Source organism: Helicobacter pylori (assembly GCF_900120335.1).
Classification (GTDB): Bacteria; Campylobacterota; Campylobacteria; order Campylobacterales; family Helicobacteraceae; genus Helicobacter; species Helicobacter pylori_BU.
Genome location: NZ_LT635477.1, coordinates 930,070 through 947,923, shown reverse-complemented (window position 1 = coordinate 947,923; position 17,854 = coordinate 930,070). Strand labels below are relative to the sequence as shown.

The following is a 17,854-nucleotide window of genomic DNA, read 5'->3' as shown; positions in this document are numbered from 1 at the left end:
TTTGTAAAACGATTTTTGCACAAAGGGTGCGACTTTAGACTAGAAAATTTCTGTTGCATTTACGATTAAGGTTGTGAATATGTAGTATCTACAACCAATGTTAAACTTTTATCAAATTAAGGTAAATAAACATAAAACTTAACAAGATTAAAAAGCAATATTGCTAGAATTTGTGGTTAGAGTATGTAAAAAGGTAAAATTGGAGGCGTTTAAAAAACTTTTCTCATTGGAATTTGTGGTTAGAATGTGTAAATAGGTAAAATTTGAAAAGCTTAAAAAAGCTTCTCCCAAATCGTGCCTTGTGGGGTGTCCATCAAAGCGATTTTGTGGTGTAAAAGCTCTTCTCTGATGCTATCGGCTTTTAAAAAATCTTTTTGTTCTTTGGCGCGTTTTCTTTCTTCTATCTTGTTTTCAATTTCTTGTTTTTCGCTCTCGCTCACGCCCAATTGGAAATACGCGCTAGGGTCTTTAAACCCGATTCCAAGCAGTTCTTCTATGAATTTCAAATTCGCTAAAATTTCGCCCTTTAAAGCCTTGTTTTTGGGGTTTTGATCCAGTTTTTCATTCGTAGAAGAAAGCATGCTTTCTAAAACGCTCAACGCTTTGGAAACGTTTAAATCATCTTGCATGCATTCTAAAATTTCTTTTTTAAAATTTGGATTTATTCCTCCTAAAGTCCCTAAAACGCGCTGTTTCAAACGATAGATTTTATCCAAGCGTTTTTTACTCACTAACAAGTCTTCTTCATTGAAATTCAAAACAGAGCGGTAATGCACCCCCAATAAATAATTGCGCAAAATCTCGCCATCATAGTTTTTGAGAGCGTCTTTAATGAAAAAGCTATTCCCTAAACTTTTAGACATTTTTTCGTTATTGATATTCACAAAGCCATTGTGCATCCAGTATTTAGCGATCTCCACGCCAAAGGCGCAACGGGTTTGGCACGCTTCATTTTCATGGTGGGGGAATAACAAATCCGATCCGCCTGCATGGATGTCAATTTGATAAGGGGTGTTAGCGAGCGCTAAAGTTTCAAAAACCATGCTAGAGCATTCTATATGCCAGCCAGGGCGCCCTTTGCCTAAAGGGCTATCAAAGCCCACATCATTATCCCCCTTATAGCTTTTCCACAACACAAAATCCTGCTCCAATCGTTTTTCTTGCACCAAACCGATACGGCTAAATTCCACACTGCTATTATGCATGCTCAAAGAGCCGTAATCTTTATCCTTGCTCGTGTCTAAATAAATATCCCCATTAGAGACTCTATAAGCGAAATTTTTTTCTAAAAGCGTTTCAATCATGCGCACCATAGCGTCTAAATACTCGCTCGCTTTAGGCTCTAGGCTGGGTTGTTTCACGTTCAAAGCGTTCAAATCCCTCGTGTAAGATTCAATGTAAATGCTGCTTAATTCCTGAATGCTTTTGTTTTCTTTGAAGGCTTTGTTGATGATCTTATCGTCAATATCCGTGAAATTCCTTACTAGCACCACTTCATAGCCGCTCAATTCAAGCGTGCGCCTCAACAAATCAAAAGCAATCGCGCTCCTGGCATGCCCTAAATGAGCGTCATCATACACCGTAGGTCCACACACATAAATATTCGCCTTATTTTTAACTAAAGGCTCAAAAGGGACTTTTTGTTTTGATTTGGTATCATAAATAAACATTTAAAAACCTTGAAAATAATAAAATAAATATAAATGTGTAACCCACGATTTGAACGCTAAGAGTAATAAGATTTCCACGCAAGCGAGGAAAAGGATTACAAGCCATGATTTTAAATTCTTGATTATACCCAAGAATGGTTGAAAGCCAAACGCCTTTATCGTTAAAACAAATAAAAACAGCCCGCTCAAACTATTCGCTAACGCCAAGCCTAAAACCCCTAACAAAGGCATTAAACTCAAAGAAGCCACCAAACCTAAAAAAAGCGAAATTAAAGAGATTTTAGCCGCTTTTTTTTGCTCTAGTTTCGCATAAAGCCATAAAGAAAAGAGTTTAGTTAGTCCAAAAGGGAGCAAGCCTAAAAGATAGAGCGAAAAGACTTGCGAAGTGATTAAGGTGTCTTTAGGGCTAAACTGCCCCCTTTCAAATAAAAGCTCGGTGATTTCTTTGCTTAACATGATCCCCCCAATGCTGCAAAAGAGCAAAACCCCCACCAAAAAAAACCACGCCTTTTGCAAGCGCTGTAAGACTAAATCTTGCTGATTGTTTTTAAGCGCGATCGCAATGCTGGGGAAAAGGGCTGTGGAGATAGCGATAGCAAATAAGGCTAAGGGGAGTTGGAAGACTCTGTTAGCGTAATACAAATAAGACACGCTCCCGCTCGCTAAAAAAGAGGCGATCGTGGTGTCTAAAAAAGAGGCGATCTGAGCGCTAGAATTGCCTAAAACGCTAGGGAAAAACTGCTTGAAAAACCCTTTCAGATCCCTTTTAACCCTATCCAAACGATATTCTTTTTTGTTTGCGTTTTTAGTCTTAAAACCCAACAACCCTTTAGACAATAAATCCCATAAGCCTAATTCCATTAAAGGATAAAAGTGTAATAAAATTTGAGCCACGCCCCCTAAAAGCACGCCGTAGCTCAAATAATACAACGCTTCTAAATGCGTTTTTTCTTTAGAAATGAAAAGGGCTAAAATCATGCATGCATTGAGCAAGCTTGCGCTATAAGCGCTGGCAAAAAAGCTGTGTTTGTATTGTAAAAGCGCGCCTAAAAAAGTGGTGATAAACACCAATAAAAGATACCAAAAATTGATCGCTACAATAGGGGCGCATAATTTGAGCGTCTCTTCATCAAAGCCGTAAGCGAGGAGTTTGGTTAGCCATAAGGGATTGAGCGCTACTAATAAGCACCACATGAATAAAACGCTGCAAAAAATAAGCCCCACCAAACTCGCAAAGCTCCCTTTAATGGAACTTCGTATGAAGCTTGGTAAAAAACTTTGAGAAAAAGAGCCCTCCGCAAAAATACGCCTGAATAGATTAGGCAATTTGAAAGCCACAAAGAAAATATCGCTATACACCCCGGCCCCTAGGATATTAGCCATCATCAAATCCCGTAAAAAGCCAAAAATCCTAGAGCATAAAATCCCTAAGCTATTGGTTAAAAATATTTTTTTTAGCATACTAGTTGTATTTATTACCTAATTTTCAGTGTTTTTTTGTTAGCATATTCCTTTTTTCAAATTCTTATATTATACCATTTAAGGATTAAAAAATGAGCTTGGAGCGTTTTGCCCCTATAAAAGTTGAGCGTTGCAAAGACATTCAAAAGGAATTAAAAAAAGCGGCCGCTGAAAATAAATTACAAACAGAAGATCTGTGGTTTGAGATTTTAAAAACTTCTATTTTTATCAAAAACAGCGCTAAAGACGATTTTAGCGAGGCTTTTGGTGGGGAATTGCAGCAATTAGAAGAAGAGGAATACTATGAAAAAAAAGAGCTAACCCTTTATCAAACCCACGACATTAAAATCAAATCAAACGCTTACAAACGCTTTTTTGAAGTGCAAGTGGATGAAGATTTAAGCAAAATAGAAATTATTTTAGACGAGTGCTTTATTGTCCTAGACACTGAAGAGCATTACCAAGAAATGTTTGCGTATATTAAAGAGCGTTTGGCTTTTGAGGGCGTGGTGTTTAGGCATTTTTCACAAATGTATGAAAATTTAAAAACAGAGTTAAGAAAATATCAAAAAGAAGCCCAAAACAAGCGCTTTGTTTTATACGCTTCTTTAACCTTTATCCCTAATATTGAAGAACAATCCCATTTTTTACTAGAAGAAGAATACCTTCCAACGCATACCATTCCTTTAAGCGATCAAGAAGAATCTTTTGTTAAAGAGAATTATTATATCGCTAAAGAAAACCAAAAAGTCGCTTGCGTGAATTGCCCCAAACAAGGCAGAGACGGCCGTAACCTTAAAGGCCTTTATATTGAATTGCCTAAAGTTGCCCATTCGCCCACCCCCATAGGGCATGACAAAAACGCTTTTGAAGAGAGAGAAGAAAATAACGCCTTAGTGTATTACTCCAAAGCCTTACAAGGGGTTAAAATGGAAAAGGGGCGTTTGGTTTCTAAGCAAAATTTTATCTTTAAAAACGGGATCAAATCCATTGAAACGCCTAATCTTTTAGGGGGAGTGGAGAGCGGGTTAGCTTTAGAAATTCAAGCTAAAGACGAATTGAGCGATGCGATCGATTCCAACCTCATTTTAGAAGCGAGCGTAATTAACATCAAGGGCAATGTGGGCAAGAATGTGATCTTAGTGGCTAAAGAAATTATTATAGAGGGGCAAATCCACCCTGAAAGCTATGTCTATGCCAATCAAGCGCGTATCACTAACCATAAGGGGGTGTGCTACGCTAAAGAGTTTGAGTGCAAGTATTTAGAGCGCGCTAAAGTGTATGCCAATAGCGTTAAAGTGGAAGCGAGCGCGGGGAGCGTGGTCTATGCGAAAGAAATCGCTTTAGAAAAGCTCAAAAGCGACAACAAGCTGTATTTTTCCAAGCAATGTTGGATTGATGAGGTGGATGGCAATGGAAACCGCTTTATTTTTTACGCTTTTGGGGGGCGAGAAAACCAAGAAGAATTGAAAAACGCCAAACAAAAACTCAATGCCTTAGGGGTAAAATCTAAAAAAATTATCGCTCAGCACCAGTCCTTAAACCATTTGGTTAAAAACAATCAAATCATCATGGAAAAGCTTAAAAACGCCACTGAAGAAATCAAACGCTCTTTAATGCAACAAGAAAGCGTGAAAGACGCTTATAGCGAGTTTATGTTTGCTCTAAAGCGTTTGAAAATCTTAAAAGCTCAAATGCTAGAATTGCAAAAAATCAATAACGAATGTTACGCCAAACTCATCAGCATAGAAAACAGCTTCCAGCATGCAAGCATTACGACTAAAAACCCTTTCAAGCAAGAAAATATCGTGATTTATCATCGCAATTACCCTAAAGTGAGCAACTTGAGTGCCATGTTAAGCCATAATGAAAGCGTGAACGTGATCTATGAAGACCATAAAATCAAAAAAGTCCCTAAAAGCGCTATAAAAGGCTAGAGCAAGAAATAAAAAAGGGATAAAATGATAGTGGGTTTGATAGGGGTTGTGGAAAAAATCTCCGCTTTAGAAGCGCATATAGAAGTGCAAGGGGTTGTTTATGGGGTGCAAGTTTCTATGCGAACGGCCGCTTTGCTTCAAGCGGGCCAAAAAGTGCGTTTGAAAATCTTACAAGTGATCAAAGAAGACGCGCATCTTTTATACGGGTTTTTAGAAGAGAGCGAAAAAATCCTTTTTGAAAGGCTTTTGAAAATCAATGGGGTAGGGGGGCGTATCGCTTTAACCATTCTTTCAAGCTTTTCGCCGAATGAATTTGAAAACATTATCGCCACCAAAGAAGTCAAAAGACTCCAACAAGTCCCAGGTATAGGGAAAAAGCTCGCTGATAAGATCATGGTGGATTTGATTGGCTTTTTCATTCAAGATGAAAACAGACCCGTGCGCAATGAAGTTTTTTTAGCCCTAGAGAGTTTGGGCTTTAAAAGCGCTGAAATCAATCCAGTTTTAAAAACCCTAAAACCCCATCTCAGCATAGAAGCAGCGATTAAAGAAGCCTTACAACAACTGCGCTCTTAAAAAAAGGTTTTTGGATTAGCGCATGTATTAAAACGCCGAGAGAAACCATACAAAAAGTTAGGACTAACAAAAGAGCAAGCCAAAGAAGGGACTAACGAACTACTTAAGGAAATCCCTAACATTATACAAAAAGGATTAAAAGAAGAATACAGACCAGGTTATGCGGCTATTATTTTAAACAATTCAAAAGTAATTTTAAGTAAGTTTAAGGGAGATAACGAACTAAAAAATCATTATATGATTACAAGTTTTGAAGTGGATGATAAGGTTTTAAGGGAGTTAGAAACCATTGCGACACTCTCCAACGATTACAGAGATGGCATCAACTATAGCATCTCAAACCTTAATAGAGAAAATCCTACACAAAAACCGCTAACAAGTCAAGAGGATTTATTAAAAAATACAGAATTAAATAACCAAACCACACCAGAAGTTAAAAATTTAAGCCCCTTAACACAAATGCAAGCATAAAAGCATGAGCTAATGCTAAAAATAATGTATAAAGCAAGAGAAAATTATAAGGATAGTTTAATCTATAAAAGAACATTAGCAAAATCTCAAAAATAGCGATTAAACATCAGTTATGAGTTGAGTGCTAGACATACTAGACATATTTGATAAAGCTAATGCGTTGGAACTTTAACATAAAAAATTAAACACAAGGAGTAAGGAATGAAAAGCATTAAAAAACCTCACCTTGACCATACACAAGCCCTTGCGTCTTATGTGTCAGGGTCTATTGGCACACTTAAAGCGTTTTTAGTGTGGGTTAGAAAATTTCTCTAACCCATTAATTGATGTTACAACAAAAAGATCTAACAAGTCAAGGAGTGAAAATGGATTAGTTTTAAAAACAATGTATAAATTAAAGTTTTAAGGATAATACGAAAAGCGTCACAAGACACCAAACCCTCTAAGGGGCAACCATAGGTTGAGTTCCTATAGCGATGTCTGTAAGAATGCTACCATAAAAACCCCAACAAAGTCAAATAACGACCTAAATCTTTTCAAGGAGAACGCAAGGAGAATGAATGAAAACAAAAAATGATGTTAAAGCAGAGATTGACAAGGCGGACATTATCCACTCTTTCATTCCGCAGGATAGCTAAAAATACTAAAGAGCAATGAGTGGGCTACCATTGAAACTATAAAACAAAAAATTAAATAAGTCAAGGGAGTTAAGAAATGAAAACGAGCGAAAGCTATAACCAAATCCTAGAAAAAGCGAGAATAATAATGGACAAGGCGAATGATTAAAGAGTGAGTGGGTTATTACAAAGTTTGAAGCAGATAAAACAAGGAATGGGCTAATTGAGTCGCCTTTAGCACCAAATTACAAGGGGAAAGATACTAATCCCCTAAACCTTGATAACCCCAATCCTACCACAAAAAAATAAGCAAGAAGTAACGAACTACCCGAGCTTACCCAGTCAGTATGAGAAAAATAAGCCTAAAAAACCCCTTTAAAATTCTGGCTTTGTTCTGATCAAACGCCAATAATTGAGCTTTTAAAAAACGATTTTTTAAACTTCATAAAAATGAAATAACCCTTTTTAGGGTTTAGTTTAAGGCCCAAAATTGGTTTTAGTGAGGTTTTCTCTGATGGAAAAAAGCTTGTCTTTGACTTCGTTACTGCTCAATTTCCTCACTTTATCAGAATTGTATTTCAAATCCTGGCTAAGAAGAGACAGCCTGTTAGACAAATCGGCAATATCCACCCTTAGCCCCTCATCTCTGGCTAATTTGAGCGCGGGGATTAGATCCGTATCTTTTGAAAATATCAAAATCCTATCAGCTATTTTTTTAAAGGCTATTCTTTGAATGTCAAGACCCATGAGCATATCCACCTGTTTTTGTTCTAATAACGCCCTATAACTCCCATCAAACTCCACTCTTATTGCGTTTAACTTAGTCCTCCCTAACCTCAATTCCACTTGATCCAATGAAGCCAGATCGTGTTGGAAATTTTCCACATCGCTATAAATCTTCTCCCATTTAGTCGCTTCACTGCTTTGTAAGATTTCTTCAATGTCGCTACTGGTGAAGATTTTCATTTCTGTTCCCGGATTTTTTTCATTTTGGATGGTGTCGTTCCTTTTATCCCACAACGTATGTTCAAAATCAAAGGGTGGGGTGGTATAAAAGTAAATACGACTGATCCATTCATCATCTAGTAAAAAAGCTCTGATAGTAACGATCACATCTAAAGCGATATTGTAATTAACGCATTTTGTTTGTTTAATATCGCGCCTGAAATTCTCCCAATCCACTAGTATGATTGTTTTTGCTTTCATTTATTGCTCCCTTATTTATAGGCTAATCTTTTAAAAGTTTTTAATGCAATCTTGTATTTTTGCGCCAACAAGAAACATGGATATAATAATAGCATTTTTAAACCTTGCAATTAAATAATAGGAATGATTGATGCGTATTTTAGGAATAGACCCAGGCAGCAGGAAATGCGGGTATGCTATCATTTCTCACGCTTCCAACAAGCTTTCTTTAATCACGGCCGGGTTCATTAATATCACCACGACACGCTTGCAAGAACAAATCTTAGACTTGATAGAAGCCTTAGATTGCTTATTGGATCGTTACGAAGTCAATGAGGTAGCGATTGAAGATATTTTCTTTGGGTATAACCCAAAAAGCGTGATCAAGCTCGCGCAATTCAGGGGGGCGTTGTCTTTAAAGATTTTAGAAAGGATCGGTAATTTTAGCGAATACACGCCCCTACAAGTCAAAAAAGCCCTAACCGGTAACGGGAAAGCCGCTAAAGAGCAAGTGGCCTTTATGGTCAAACGCTTGCTTAATATCACAAGCGAAATCAAGCCTTTGGATATTAGCGATGCGATAGCCGTTGCTATCACGCATGCACAACGCTTAAAGCCCCGCTAACTACCATTTGTAAGCCACTTCAAAACGCGCATTAAACCCAGGCTCTGCGATCGCTCTTTTAACAGCGTCAGTGCCTGGCATATCTGGGCTCATGACATAGGGGCTTGTTTGATCCACATAGAATTTGTTGAAAACATTATTAAACACGGCTGAAAGCAACAAACCCTTCCAGCGGCTTTTGGTTTTAGGGCTCCAATTGATATAAAAATTACTCACGCCATAGCCCGGTTTATGCATATGCACTAACCCCAATTGGGATCCGCATTTGGCTAAATCGGTAGGGGTTTTGGGTTTCTCAGCCGTCCCGTAATCAGGCAAGTAAATATCAAACCCGCAATAATCTAAACCAGTAACAAAGCGGCTAAGCCAAGCAAGATTGATCCCTGTTTTTGGAATGGTGTAATCCAATTTAATGATAAAAACATTACCGGTGCTTGCGGCAAGCTCATAGCTGTCCGCCATTAAATACCCCCTAGTGGTGGGCCAAGTGCGCGAGATCCCCACATTCAAACTCACGCCCTTGTATCTGAAAGTCCCACCCACTTCATAGCCATAAATGCGAATCGCTTGACTCAAATTGGTTACAATCAAGCGTTGCGCGTATTGTGAGATGAAATTATCTAAGGCTTGATAGAACGCCGCAGCCCTCCCGCTAAAATACTGGCTTGAATAGTCAATATTAAATTCAGCGTTAGAGCCCACTTCAGGCTTGATATTTTTAGCGTATCGTAAATCGTTTTGACGCATGTACACGCCATCTCCTGGCATCACCCCCCTTGTAACTTGAGAATAAGTGATTTTTAAAGATAAAGGCTCAATGGGGCTGATCACAAGAGCCGCGCTAGGGCTAAAGCCTTGAGTGTAGCGGTGGTTCCAATCCTTATCATAAAGCGTGTATGCGTCCCACCTAACCCCGGCTCCAAAAGTGATGATTTTATGAGGCGAGTAATTCGCTTGCACGTAGCCTCCATAAATATTCCCATTGGCTTTCCCTCTTTGGCATAAAGTAGGGTCATTGGGGTTATTGTCCACAAGACTGCAAGCGATTTGTTTTTGCCCTTTATCATCAGTATAGACTTGATTAGGCCTGTATAATTCTGATTTGGGGATACGAGCGTCAAAAACGCTTAAATTTTGGTAGTTGAATCCGTATTCAAAAAGGCTGTCTGTGGCTTCATCAATCACATGCGCGACTTTAAGGTTTAAGCCGGTGTTGTTTAAAAACAGATTTCTAGGTTGTGAGCTTGGTTTATCCACATCAGAAAAGCTTGGGGTGCAATACCCGCCTTCAACGCATGGGTAATTTTCTCTTTCCCATGCGCTCGCTAAAGAAGTGGGGAATTTAGCATAAACGCCATTAGGATCAAATAGGGGATCAAACTGAGCGTTCCTGATGCTTGTATAAAGGGTAAAATCTAATCGTGGGTCGCCAAAAGAATTTCCCGCTTCCCTTTTGTATTGTAATGAAAGATTGTTAGCGCTATTAATGGAGTGATACAAATACCTTGTGAAACTATCTAGCACATTAGGACACCCTTGAGCGCCATCAGGGCTAAAGGGGGCTTCACAAGGATAGGCTAACCCTATAGCGTTACTCCTTAAAGGGCGTGTGGCGTTATCTCGTGTCATGTTCCAGCTGAAAGTGAGCGTGTCTCTGTCGCTCAAATAGCCATTCATTTTAATCAAAGCGTTGTTTTGCTCGCTAGGGGTTCCTGGCTCTTTATCGGCTTGTGTGGGTTTGAAAAGGTTTTTCATCGCTGTAGCGCCGCTCCTATAATAGAAAATATTTTGGTGCGTGTAGTAAGCGATAATATCAAAATGCGCGCTTTGATAAGCCGATCTAAAAGTCTCTCTGTCCCCAAAATTGGTATAAAAACTCACCGCCCCGCTAGCCGCATAACTTTTCCCCCTAGGGATAAAATCAGCCGCTCCTTTAGTCTCCATTTTAATCACTCCCGCAATCGCTCCTGGCCCCGCGCTCGCATTCGCCGCGCCTTTAGTCACTTCCACGCTTTTGAGCATGCCAGGGTCAATCACGGTGTTGCCTTGGTGGTGGTAGATATTGCCATTTTGCGCAGCCCCATCCACTGTAACCCTTAAAAGCCTGTCTTCAATGCCTCTCACATAGATTTTCTGCCCCATCACGCTCCCTCCGCCCACATTCACATCAGGGTTAGTCCTAAACAGGTCTTTGACTTCATTGCTTTGGCGTTGATCCAATTCTTTAGAAGTTACCTTAAATTCATTGTTATAAGTGAAAATCCTTTTGGCTTGGGTGGTAACCTTATTTAAAGTGCGTTCCTCACTATAGCAAGTCTCAGTGAGTAGGGGTAAACATAAAGCGTATCTAAGCTTTGGGTATGATCTTAAAAACATCCAACAACTCTCCTTAAATTTAAAAATTCAAAAAATAAAAATCAAAAAAAAAAAAAACAAAATCCGCTAAAACATTGAGATAGAATAGTATGATAATTATTATTAAAACTAGATTAAAAATAAAATTTTGTTTTTAATCTTTCTTATTTTTATTAATTGTTACGAATAGAAATACTTAAGGGGTTTTTTATTCTTAAAAAAAAGATTTTTTAAGGAAATTGAATCTTGTTAGTCTTTGTATAACAAATTATGTAATAATCACCACAAGTAATTGACCTAGTGTCATATTACGAAGATTTGAGATTATAATAAGGAAAAAAGATGGTTAATAAAGATGTGAAACAAACCACTGCTTTTGGCGCTCCCGTTTGGGATGACAACAATGTGATTACGGCTGGCCCTAGAGGTCCTGTTTTATTACAAAGCACTTGGTTTTTGGAAAAGTTAGCGGCGTTTGACAGAGAAAGAATCCCTGAAAGGGTCGTGCATGCTAAAGGAAGCGGGGCTTATGGCACTTTTACCGTGACTAAAGACATCACTAAATACACTAAAGCGAAAATTTTCTCTAAAGTGGGCAAAAAAACCGAATGCTTTTTCAGATTTTCCACTGTGGCTGGTGAAAAAGGCAGTGCGGATGCGGTAAGAGACCCAAGAGGTTTTGCGATGAAATATTACACTGAAGAAGGTAACTGGGATTTAGTAGGGAACAACACACCTGTTTTCTTTATCCGTGATGCGATCAAATTCCCTGATTTCATCCACACTCAAAAACGAGATCCTCAAACCAATTTGCCTAACCCTGACATGGTGTGGGATTTTTGGAGCAATGTTCCTGAAAGCTTGTATCAAGTAACATGGGTTATGAGCGATAGAGGTATCCCTAAATCTTTCCGCCACATGGATGGTTTTGGCAGCCACACTTTCAGTCTTATCAACGCTAAAGGCGAACGCTTTTGGGTGAAATTCCACTTTGAAACCATGCAAGGCGTTAAGCACTTGACTAATGAAGAAGCCGCAGAAGTTAGGAAATATGATCCGGATTCCAATCAAAGGGATTTATTCGATGCGATCGCTAGAGGGGATTTCCCAAAATGGAAAATGAGCATTCAAGTGATGCCAGAAGAGGACGCTAAGAAGTATCGATTCCATCCGTTTGATGTCACTAAAATCTGGTATCTCCAAGATTATCCATTGATGGAAGTGGGCATTGTGGAGTTGAATAAAAATCCTGAAAACTATTTTGCAGAAGTGGAACAAGCGGCATTCACTCCGGCTAATGTCGTTCCTGGAATTGGCTATAGCCCTGATAGGATGTTGCAAGGGCGCTTGTTCTCTTATGGGGACACACACCGCTACCGCTTAGGGGTTAATTATCCTCAGATACCGGTTAATAGGCCAAGATGCCCATTCCACTCTTCTAGCAGAGATGGTTACATGCAAAACGGATATTACGGCTCTTTACAAAACTATACGCCTAGCTCATTGCCTGGCTATAAAGAAGATAAGAGCGCTAGGGATCCTAAGTTCAACTTAGCTCATATTGAAAAAGAGTTTGAAGTGTGGAATTGGGATTACAGAGCTGAAGATAGCGATTACTACACCCAACCAGGTGATTACTACCGCTCATTGCCAGCTGATGAAAAAGAAAGGTTGTATGACACTATTGGAGGGTCTTTAGCTCATGTTACTCATAAGGAAATTGTGGATAAACAATTGGAGCATTTCAAGAAAGCTGACCCCAAATACGCTGAGGGAGTTAAAAAAGCTCTTGAAAAACACCAAAAAATGATGAAAGACATGCATATGAAAGATATGCATCACATGAAAAAGAAAAAGTAACCCTTTTCTTTGAGCGTTCTTATTTTTTAGGGACGCTTTGTCTTTCAAAATTTAGGTTTTTGGATACTCATCAGTCCTTTAAGGTTGGTGGTGTGTCCTACTTTTTCATTCATTCAACGAATTTAAAAATTACAATAAAGAGTTATAGTTATGAAACGAAGGGATTTTATTAAAACGACTGCTTTAGGCGCTACAGGTGCTGTTTTAGGAGCACAGATTTTGCAGGCAGAAGAAAGCCAAGGGAGTGTTGCAAAAAAATATAAAATAGAGGCTGAGTACAGCATTGATTTTGATTCTGCAGAACACACTTCACTTTTCATTCCCATGCCGAGTGTTGTAGCGAGCAATGTGCATTTACAAGGCAACCATGCTAGCTATGAAAGCATGCTCAATTTTGGAGTGCCTTATTTGCAAGTGGATTTTTTAAAAAGCGCTCAAAAAAAACGAGTCCATTTGTCTTATGAGATCGCTAGCTATCAATTGAATGAGCGTTTGTTTGAAACGAGCGATTTTGTAGCAATGGGGCGTTATGAAAGAGACGATGCGAGCGTGGCTAATATTGCCAACCAGCTCAAGGGAGCAACCCCTAAAGAAAGCGTTCGTAATTTTTATGCGTTCATCAAGCATGATATGCCTAAGAGACAAAAGGCTCTAGAGGGTAAAGAAAATCTACCTAAACGAGATAGTTTGCCTTGGTTTGCAACCATTTCAAAAGAGAGCATGTTTGTGTCCTTATGCCATGCATGCGGGATTAAAAGCGCTGAAGTGCAAGGCTTGAAATTGGCTCAAAACAGCGTGGTGAAAAACGCTTCTAGGGTAGAAGTGTATTTGAAAGATTCATTTCTAGCATTTGATTTTCAAAATAACCACAAGGAAGTCTTTATCCCGTTGAACCGCCATAAAGACATGCAATTAGATACTGCCTTGTTGGCGACTTTTGGCGATGCCTTTGCCCTTGTAGATGGTAGGGATTTGAATAACTATGAGAGCAAGTTATTTGAAAAAAGAGTAACCTATAGTGCTGTCTAAAGGCATGGGATTTAGGAATCTTCCTTAATGGTGAGCTTTCCTTTTTAGGAGGGTTTGCAAAAAGGATTTGAAAGGGTTGTTTTATGCGAGAATTTTTTAAGAAACTTGGCACAGAATACGCTTCCAAGCTGTTTTTGGTTTATTGGCTTAGATGGATGTTGAGCGCGTTGGTCATGTTACCTTTTATGGAGATTTTTTATTATTTCAATTTTCCGTTGTGGCTCAATCTTTTCTTGGGGCAAACCATTGGAGCGGTGATTTTTTTCAAGTTGGATAAGTTGATTTTTTCTAAAAAATGATTTTTACAAGTCTAAAAAGCCACTAAGTTTTTTCTTAAGCTTTTGTATTTTCCTAAGCTTTTTTGAGGAATTCAGATTTTAAAGACAGGCTCTGCCCTTCCACTTTACAATCCACATTGTGATCGCTATTGACAAGCTTGATATTTTTGATTTTAGTGCCTTTTTTAAGCACCAAAGATGAACCTTTAACCTTTAAATCTTTAATGAGAATGACCGAGTCCCCATTTTGTAAAAGATTATTATGGCAATCTTTAACGATTAATTCTTCATTACTAACTTCATTTCCATTCCATTCATACAAACAGCTAGAGCAAACGAACTGCGTGCCATCATGGTAAGTATAGGCGTCGTTGCATTTAGGGCATGGGGGTAAATCTTGCATGATAATTATCCTTATCGTGGTGTTATCGCTACCATGTTATCTAAATCAAGGTTATAAAACGCTTTAACTTGATAAGTATCAACCCCCTAAGATCGCTTTTTAAGTTTTTTGTAGTTGGTATTCAAAAAGCCCTTTTTTAAAAATAGGTTACTAAATGGAGCAAATAAGTCAAAATTCATTAAAATAACCATAATGATTAAAGATTTTAACCGCTATTGTAGAAAAATAACGAGAGGGTTTGTAAAAATTCCCACCAAAAAACAAGGAGCAAAAAAGATGAAAAAAGCGGGCTTTCTTTTTTTAGCGCTGATGGCTATCGCTGTTATGAGTTTAAACGCTAAAGATCCAAACGTGTTGCGTAAGATTGTTTTTGAGAAATGTTTGCCCAATTATGAGAAAAATCAAAATCCTTCACCATGCATAGAAGTCAAACCCGACGCCGGCTATGTGGTTTTAAAAGATATTAACGGCCCGTTGCAATATTTGTTGATGCCAACGACTCACATTAGTGGCATTGAAAACCCTTTGTTGCTTGATCCCTCTACGCCTAACTTTTTTTACTTGTCATGGCAAGCGCGCGATTTTATGAGTAAAAAATACGGAAAACCCATTCCTGATTATGCGATCTCTTTGACGATTAACTCCAGCAAAGGGCGATCGCAAAACCATTTTCACATCCATATTTCTTGCATTAGCCTTGATGCGCGCAAACAGCTGGACAATCATCTAAAAAATATCAACAGCCGTTGGTCGCCATTATCAGGTGGCTTGAACGGGCATAAATATTTGGCGCGTCGGGTAACAGAGAGCGAACTAGCGCAAAAAAGCCCGTTTGTCATGCTTGCTAAAGAAGTGCCTAACGCGCATAAACGCATGGGGGACTATGGCTTAGCGGTGGTGCAACAGAGCGATAACTCCTTTGTCTTGCTAGCGACACAATTTAACCCATTGACTTTAAATCGCGCTTCAGCCGAAGAGATTCAAGATCATGAATGCGCGATTTTGCGCTAAAGCGAGTTAGGTTCTTAAATTTGAGCGATAAGTTTTAAAAAGCGTTATTGGGGGGTGGTGTTACAAAACCCCCTATTTATTTGTGAATTTGACTGATTTTTTTGATTGATAAAACTTTAAAATCCGCAACCAATCATTCTAAAAAGCCATTTAGGAACAACTTTTGCTTTATTTTGCATAGATTGAATTTCTTTAAATTAAAGGATAACCATGCTTAGGTCTTTATGGTCTGGTGTCAATGGGATGCAAGCCCACCAAATCGCTTTGGATATTGAGAGTAACAATATTGCTAATGTGAATACCACTGGGTTTAAATATTCTAGGGCTTCTTTTGTGGATATGCTCTCTCAAGTCAAACTCATCGCTACCGCGCCCTATAAAAACGGGTTAGCAGGGCAGAATGACTTTTCCGTAGGGCTTGGGGTAGGCGTGGATGCGACGACTAAAATCTTTTCACAAGGCAATATCCAAAACACAGATGTCAAAACCGATCTAGCGATTCAAGGCGATGGCTTTTTTATCATTAGCCCTGATAGGGGGATCACGCGCAATTTTACCAGAGATGGGGAGTTTCTTTTTGACTCGCAAGGGAGTTTGGTTACCACCGGCGGGCTTGTGGTGCAAGGGTGGGTGAGAAACGGGAGCGATACCGGCAATAAAGGGAGCGATACGGACGCTTTAAAAGTGGATAACACCGGCCCTTTAGAAAACATTAGAATTGATCCTGGAATGGTGATGCCAGCCAGAGCGAGTAACCGCATTTCTATGAGAGCGAATTTAAACGCTGGAAGGCATGCGGATCAAACAGCGGCGGTATTCGCTTTGGATTCTTCAGCCAAAACCCCTTCAGATGGCATTAATCCGGTGTATGATTCAGGCACGAATCTAGCTCAAGTCGCCGAAGACATGGGATCTTTATACAATGAAGATGGCGACGCTCTTTTATTGAATGAAAACCAAGGGATTTGGGTGAGCTATAAAAGCGCGAAAATGGTCAAAGACATCCTCCCTTCTGCAGAAAACAGCACGCTTGAGTTGAATGGGGTTAAGATTTCTTTCACGAACGATTCAGCGGTGAGCAGGACTTCAAGCTTAGTGGCGGCTAAAAATGCGATCAATGCGGTCAAAAGCCAAACAGGGATTGAAGCTTATTTGGACGGCAAGCAATTGCGTTTGGAAAACACCAATGAATTAGACGGCGATGAAAAGCTTAAAAACATTGTGGTCACTCAAGCTGGGACCGGGGCGTTCGCTAACTTTTTAGACGGCGATAAAGACGTAACGGCTTTTAAATACAGTTATACGCATTCTATTAGCCCTAATGCGGATATTGGGCAGTTTAGGACCACTGAAGACTTGCGTGCCTTAATCCAGCATGACGCTAATATCGTAAAAGATCCTAGCTTAGCGGACAATTATCAAGATTCAGCCGCTTCTATAGGGGTTACAATCAACCAATACGGCATGTTTGAAATCAACAATAAAGACAATAAAAACGTCATTAAAGAAAATCTCAATATCTTTGTGAGCGGGTATTCTTCAGACAGCGTAACGAACAATGTTTTGTTTAAAAACGCCATGAAAGGGCTTAATACCGCTTCTTTGATTGAAGGAGGAGCGTCAGCGAGCAGTTCTAAATTCACCCACGCTACCCATGCGACAAGCATTGATGTGATAGACAGCTTAGGCACTAAACACGCCATGCGCATTGAGTTTTATAGGAGTGGGGGAGCGGAATGGAATTTTAGAGTGATCGTGCCTGAGCCTGGGGAATTAGTAGGGGGGTCAGCGGCTAGGCCTAATGTGTTTGAAGGGGGCCGTTTGCATTTTAATAACGACGGATCGCTTGCGGGCATGAACCCGCCTCTTTTGCAATTTGACCCTAAAAATGGTGCTGATGCCCCCCAACGCATCAATTTGGCCTTTGGTTCCTCAGGGAGCTTTGACGGATTGACAAGCGTGGATAAGATTTCTGAAACTTATGCGATTGAGCAAAACGGCTATCAAGCGGGTGATTTGATGGATGTCCGTTTTGATTCAGACGGGGTGCTTTTAGGAGCGTTCAGTAATGGCAGGACTTTAGCACTCGCTCAAGTGGCTTTAGCGAATTTCGCTAACGATGCGGGCTTACAGGCTTTAGGTGGGAATGTCTTTTCTCAAACCGGAAACTCTGGGCAAGCCTTAATCGGCGCGGCTAATACGGGGCGCAGAGGCTCTATTTCAGGATCTAAACTAGAGTCCAGTAATGTGGATTTGAGCCGGAGTTTAACGAATTTGATTGTGGTTCAAAGGGGGTTTCAAGCGAACTCTAAAGCGGTAACCACATCCGATCAAATCCTTAACACCCTATTGAATCTCAAGCAATAAACCAAAGGA

At 39.5% G+C, this 17,854-nt stretch carries 13 protein-coding genes and 2 pseudogenes; 10 read left to right on the top strand and 5 right to left on the bottom strand.

Features of this window, described 5'->3' with window-relative positions; all coding sequences use genetic code 11:
• Window positions 1-272: 272 nt before the first annotated feature.
• Both cysS and murJ read right to left on the bottom strand, forming a co-directional pair.
• The gene (cysS, locus tag CS889_RS04650) at window positions 273-1,670 is read right to left on the bottom strand and encodes a cysteine--tRNA ligase (protein ID WP_089086983.1); all 1,398 of its coding nucleotides are present in this window, start codon (window positions 1,668-1,670) and stop codon (window positions 273-275) included.
• Window positions 1,671-3,131, bottom strand: a complete 1,461-nt coding sequence (gene murJ, locus CS889_RS04645) for a murein biosynthesis integral membrane protein MurJ (RefSeq protein WP_089086982.1) — start codon at window positions 3,129-3,131, stop codon at window positions 1,671-1,673.
• A gap of 92 nt (window positions 3,132-3,223) precedes the next feature.
• Here murJ and CS889_RS04640 point away from each other — a divergent pair, with 92 nt between their 5' ends.
• From CS889_RS04640 to CS889_RS08470, 4 genes and pseudogenes are all read left to right on the top strand, one after another.
• Window positions 3,224-5,068, top strand: a complete 1,845-nt coding sequence (locus CS889_RS04640) for a hypothetical protein (protein ID WP_089086981.1) — start codon at window positions 3,224-3,226, stop codon at window positions 5,066-5,068.
• A 24-nt stretch (window positions 5,069-5,092) separates the two neighbouring features.
• Window positions 5,093-5,644: a Holliday junction branch migration protein RuvA gene (ruvA, locus tag CS889_RS04635; protein ID WP_089086980.1), complete on the top strand. Its 552-nt coding sequence runs from the start codon at window positions 5,093-5,095 to the stop codon at window positions 5,642-5,644.
• 27 nt (window positions 5,645-5,671) lie between these two features.
• A pseudogene (locus tag CS889_RS04630) lies at window positions 5,672-6,115 on the top strand (DUF3519 domain-containing protein); the annotation flags it as partial.
• A 201-nt stretch (window positions 6,116-6,316) separates the two neighbouring features.
• A pseudogene (locus CS889_RS08470) lies at window positions 6,317-6,521 on the top strand (hypothetical protein).
• A gap of 688 nt (window positions 6,522-7,209) precedes the next feature.
• On the opposite strand, the gene CS889_RS04620 reads toward CS889_RS08470, so the two are convergent.
• Window positions 7,210-7,938, bottom strand: coding sequence for an NYN domain-containing protein (locus CS889_RS04620; protein ID WP_099167478.1), 729 nt, complete (start codon window positions 7,936-7,938; stop codon window positions 7,210-7,212).
• 130 nt (window positions 7,939-8,068) lie between these two features.
• Between CS889_RS04620 and ruvC the strand changes: the two genes are divergently transcribed.
• Complete coding sequence (ruvC, locus tag CS889_RS04615) at window positions 8,069-8,542, top strand: crossover junction endodeoxyribonuclease RuvC (protein WP_001221155.1); 474 nt, start codon at window positions 8,069-8,071, stop codon at window positions 8,540-8,542.
• On the opposite strand, the gene CS889_RS04610 is transcribed toward ruvC, so the two are convergent.
• Window positions 8,543-10,918 carry a TonB-dependent receptor gene (locus CS889_RS04610; protein WP_089086979.1) on the bottom strand — a complete coding sequence of 792 codons (2,376 nt, stop codon included), beginning with the start codon at window positions 10,916-10,918 and terminating at the stop codon, window positions 8,543-8,545.
• Between the two features lie 321 nt (window positions 10,919-11,239).
• Here CS889_RS04610 and CS889_RS04605 point away from each other — a divergent pair, with 321 nt between their 5' ends.
• The 3 genes from CS889_RS04605 (at window position 11,240) to CS889_RS04595 (ending at window position 14,085) form a co-directional block, all read left to right on the top strand.
• Window positions 11,240-12,757: a catalase gene (locus CS889_RS04605; RefSeq protein WP_089086978.1), complete on the top strand. Its 1,518-nt coding sequence runs from the start codon at window positions 11,240-11,242 to the stop codon at window positions 12,755-12,757.
• A gap of 150 nt (window positions 12,758-12,907) precedes the next feature.
• Window positions 12,908-13,786, top strand: a complete 879-nt coding sequence (locus CS889_RS04600; protein WP_089086977.1) for a twin-arginine translocation signal domain-containing protein — start codon at window positions 12,908-12,910, stop codon at window positions 13,784-13,786.
• 83 nt (window positions 13,787-13,869) lie between these two features.
• Window positions 13,870-14,085 (top strand): hypothetical protein, encoded by a 216-nt coding sequence (locus CS889_RS04595; protein WP_001206520.1) that lies wholly within the window; start codon window positions 13,870-13,872, stop codon window positions 14,083-14,085.
• A 52-nt stretch (window positions 14,086-14,137) separates the two neighbouring features.
• On the opposite strand, the gene CS889_RS04590 is transcribed toward CS889_RS04595, so the two are convergent.
• Window positions 14,138-14,467 (bottom strand): zinc ribbon domain-containing protein YjdM, encoded by a 330-nt coding sequence (locus tag CS889_RS04590; protein WP_001153379.1) that lies wholly within the window; start codon window positions 14,465-14,467, stop codon window positions 14,138-14,140.
• Between the two features lie 114 nt (window positions 14,468-14,581).
• On the opposite strand from CS889_RS04590, the gene cdh reads away from it, so the two are divergent.
• Together cdh and flgE are read left to right on the top strand one after the other, a co-directional pair.
• Window positions 14,582-15,478, top strand: a complete 897-nt coding sequence (gene cdh, locus CS889_RS04580; RefSeq protein ID WP_172825115.1) for a CDP-diacylglycerol diphosphatase — start codon at window positions 14,582-14,584, stop codon at window positions 15,476-15,478.
• A 210-nt stretch (window positions 15,479-15,688) separates the two neighbouring features.
• Window positions 15,689-17,845, top strand: a complete 2,157-nt coding sequence (gene flgE / locus CS889_RS04575; protein ID WP_000946429.1) for a flagellar hook protein FlgE — start codon at window positions 15,689-15,691, stop codon at window positions 17,843-17,845.
• Window positions 17,846-17,854: the final 9 nt, after the last annotated feature.

Coding starts and splice junctions, on each gene's coding strand:
- CS889_RS04620 (WP_099167478.1), bottom strand. CDS start 7,938: ATGAAAGCAAAAACAATCATACTAGTGGATTGGGAGAATTTCAGGCGC.
- CS889_RS04605 (WP_089086978.1), top strand. CDS start 11,240: ATGGTTAATAAAGATGTGAAACAAACCACTGCTTTTGGCGCTCCCGTT.
- flgE (WP_000946429.1), top strand. CDS start 15,689: ATGCTTAGGTCTTTATGGTCTGGTGTCAATGGGATGCAAGCCCACCAA.
- murJ (WP_089086982.1), bottom strand. CDS start 3,131: ATGCTAAAAAAAATATTTTTAACCAATAGCTTAGGGATTTTATGCTCT.
- ruvA (WP_089086980.1), top strand. CDS start 5,093: ATGATAGTGGGTTTGATAGGGGTTGTGGAAAAAATCTCCGCTTTAGAA.
- ruvC (WP_001221155.1), top strand. CDS start 8,069: ATGCGTATTTTAGGAATAGACCCAGGCAGCAGGAAATGCGGGTATGCT.
- CS889_RS04595 (WP_001206520.1), top strand. CDS start 13,870: ATGCGAGAATTTTTTAAGAAACTTGGCACAGAATACGCTTCCAAGCTG.
- CS889_RS04590 (WP_001153379.1), bottom strand. CDS start 14,467: ATGCAAGATTTACCCCCATGCCCTAAATGCAACGACGCCTATACTTAC.
- CS889_RS04610 (WP_089086979.1), bottom strand. CDS start 10,918: ATGTTTTTAAGATCATACCCAAAGCTTAGATACGCTTTATGTTTACCC.
- CS889_RS04600 (WP_089086977.1), top strand. CDS start 12,908: ATGAAACGAAGGGATTTTATTAAAACGACTGCTTTAGGCGCTACAGGT.
- CS889_RS04640 (WP_089086981.1), top strand. CDS start 3,224: ATGAGCTTGGAGCGTTTTGCCCCTATAAAAGTTGAGCGTTGCAAAGAC.
- cysS (WP_089086983.1), bottom strand. CDS start 1,670: ATGTTTATTTATGATACCAAATCAAAACAAAAAGTCCCTTTTGAGCCT.